The sequence below is a fragment of the bacterium CG_4_10_14_0_2_um_filter_33_32 genome, assembly GCA_002792735.1.
Classification (GTDB): Bacteria; Patescibacteriota; CPR2_A; order CG2-30-33-46; family CG2-30-33-46; genus CG2-30-33-46.
In genome coordinates this window covers 1-2510 of sequence record PFOW01000018.1, presented here as the reverse complement: position 1 = coordinate 2510, position 2510 = coordinate 1, and the positions used below count along the sequence as shown (strand labels likewise).

The following is a 2510-nucleotide window of genomic DNA, read 5'->3' as shown; positions in this document are numbered from 1 at the left end:
AAAGAGAATACACCAATCTTTGGGTAATATTTCACCCATTGATTATTTAATAAAAACTGTTCCGGAGTCTCAAATGTGCGTGACGCGTACAGAGCCTGTCAAAAAATTGAATTTTATGCTAAACTAATTTTATGACAAGAACAATTCTTTTATCAATTACTCTTGTATCAGCTATTATTGTTATCATTGCTGTACTTTTGCAGGCCAAAGGATCGGGCTTGGGGGGAATTTTTGGAGGAGAAGGTAATATCTACAGAACAAGAAGAGGATTAGAAAAAGGTATATTCATATTAACAATAGTTGTTGGTATTATATTTGCAGCTTCTGCTTTTCTAAATGTTATTATTCAGTAATAAATATTAAACATTGAGATCTATTATATTAAGAGTTAAAGAATTTATCTTTAAGATTTTTAAACTTTATAGGGAATTTTTCTCTAATTTTTATTTTAGAGAAAAACTTATTCTTTTTATTTGCTCAGTTTTGATAATTGTATCGCTTTTTTCCCTGGTTTTAAAAAGCTATAAATTTTTTACGCACGAAGTACCTATAGAAGGTGGATCATATATTGAAGGTATCGTAGGACAACCAAGAAATATCAATCCTCTGTATGCACCTTCTAATATGGTAGACAGATCGCTTTCATACCTTATATATTCAGGCTTAACAAAGATTGATGAGAAAGGAAATATTATTCCGGATATAGCAGAACGATGGGAAGTTAAAGACAACGGGAAGGTCTTTAATTTCAAATTAAAACATAATGTCAAATGGCATGACGGAGAACAGCTTCTTTCTAATGATATACGTTACACAATTTCAGTAATTCAAGATCCCGATTATACAGGCCCCTTGAAGAATGAATGGAAAGATGTAGAAGTTGAAGTTCCTGACGAATATACTGTTGTTTTTAATCTTTCTAAGCCACAACCTTCCTTTATTTACAATACAACGCTTGGTATTTTGCCTGAACACATTTGGGCTGAGTTTGAAGTTAAAGACCTACCGTATGTGGAACAGAATCTTAAACCTATTGGAAGTAATAGATTTAAATTTAAAGAAACAAAGACCACAGAGAATGATTTTGTTAAAATTATTATATTAGAAAAAAATAGAGATTTTTATGATAAAAAGCCCTATATCGATTCTGTAGTTTTTAAATTTTATGATAATTCAGAAAAAGTTTTTGATGCGCTTGCTAAAAGGGAAATTATGGGTACCGCTAATCTAAATCAGGACACTTATAAGAAAGTCAAAGATTGGAATAAGTATAAAATATTTTCTTATATACTACCAAGCTATAAAGCAGTTTTTATGAATTACCCGAAAAATAAATTGTTGGAATCCATAGATTTCAGAAAAGCTTTGGAACTATCAATTAACAAAAATGATCTAATAAATAATAAACTTCTAGGTGTGGCAATTTGTAATAACGGAATATTTATTCATAATGATGCAAAAAATCATTTTGATATTAATGCCGCGAAAGAATTGTTACAAAAAATTGGTTTGAAGGATACAAATAATGATGGATTTTTGGAAAAAGATAACAAAGAAGTTGAGTTTAAGATATCGATTCTAGATGATAATGAATCAAAAATTGTCGGAGAATTTATTAAAGAAAGTTTTGCCAAAATTGGCATTCATTTAAATATTGAAAAAAAGAATCTATTGGAGCTTGAAAGAGATGTAATAAGGCCGAGAAACTATGAGTTACTTTTTTTCGGACAGAATTTAGGATTTGATTTAGATTTATTCTCATTTTGGCATTCTTCTCAACAAAAAGACCCAGGGTTAAATTTTACAAGCTTCTCGTCTAAAAAAACCGATATTATTTTAGAGAATGCTTTGAAAATCGAAGATAGAGAAAAGAAAAAAGAAGTAAGTAAAAAAGTTGAAGAATATATTCAGGAAGAACATCCTGCAATTTTTCTTTATTCCCCGGTTTTTAATTTTGTTTTAGATAAAAAAGTGAAAGGTTTTAATAAGCAGTTTTTGGTTTACCCTGAACAGCGTTTTTTATCAGTCGATAAGTGGTATATTAAAACTCAAAGGGTACTTAATAAATAATTTGCCCGGGTGCTGGAACAGGTAGACAGGCTAGCTTGAGGGGCTAGTGTCCTTATGGACGTGGAGGTTCAAATCCTCTCCCGGGCACCACAGGTTTAAAGTCTTTATAAATTGTTAAATATTTGTTAGTATAATTTTTATATAAGCTATTTAAAAAGCAACTATTATCGCTTATAATATTTTTGTTCGGGCGCTTAGCTCAGTTGGCTAGAGCATCTCGTTTACACCGAGAGGGTCGGGGGTTCGAGTCCCTCAGCGCCCACCAAGTTTCAGTAAACAGGGAACAGTTAACAGACAGCAATAAAGATAAAAAACAAAAGACAAAGAATTTATTTACCATTTACTGTTAACTGTTAGTTGATGAGCCGAGGTAGCTCAGTCGGTAGAGCACAGGACTGAAAATCCTGGTGTCGGCGGTTCGATCCCGCCCCTCGGCACCA

General features: G+C 32.0%; 2 protein-coding genes and 3 tRNA genes. All 5 read left to right on the top strand.

Features of this window, described 5'->3' with window-relative positions; translation table 11 throughout:
* Positions 1-131 precede the first annotated feature (131 nt).
* The 5 genes from secG (at position 132) to COX95_01450 (ending at position 2510) form a co-directional block, all read left to right on the top strand.
* Complete coding sequence (gene secG / locus COX95_01470) at positions 132-353, top strand: preprotein translocase subunit SecG (GenBank protein ID PIZ86410.1); 222 nt, start codon at positions 132-134, stop codon at positions 351-353.
* Between the two features lie 13 nt (positions 354-366).
* On the top strand, positions 367-2070 hold the full coding sequence (locus COX95_01465; GenBank protein PIZ86409.1) for a hypothetical protein: 1704 nt from the start codon (positions 367-369) through the stop codon (positions 2068-2070).
* Between the two features lie 3 nt (positions 2071-2073).
* Positions 2074-2160 (top strand) — tRNA-Leu (locus COX95_01460).
* Positions 2161-2258: 98 nt separating this feature from the next.
* A tRNA-Val gene (locus COX95_01455) sits at positions 2259-2335 on the top strand.
* A 99-nt stretch (positions 2336-2434) separates the two neighbouring features.
* A tRNA-Phe gene (locus COX95_01450) sits at positions 2435-2510 on the top strand.

What these genes read in the sequence shown, in the direction of transcription:
- secG (PIZ86410.1), top strand. Translation starts at nt 132, where the DNA reads ATGACAAGAACAATTCTTTTATCAATTACTCTTGTATCAGCTATTATT.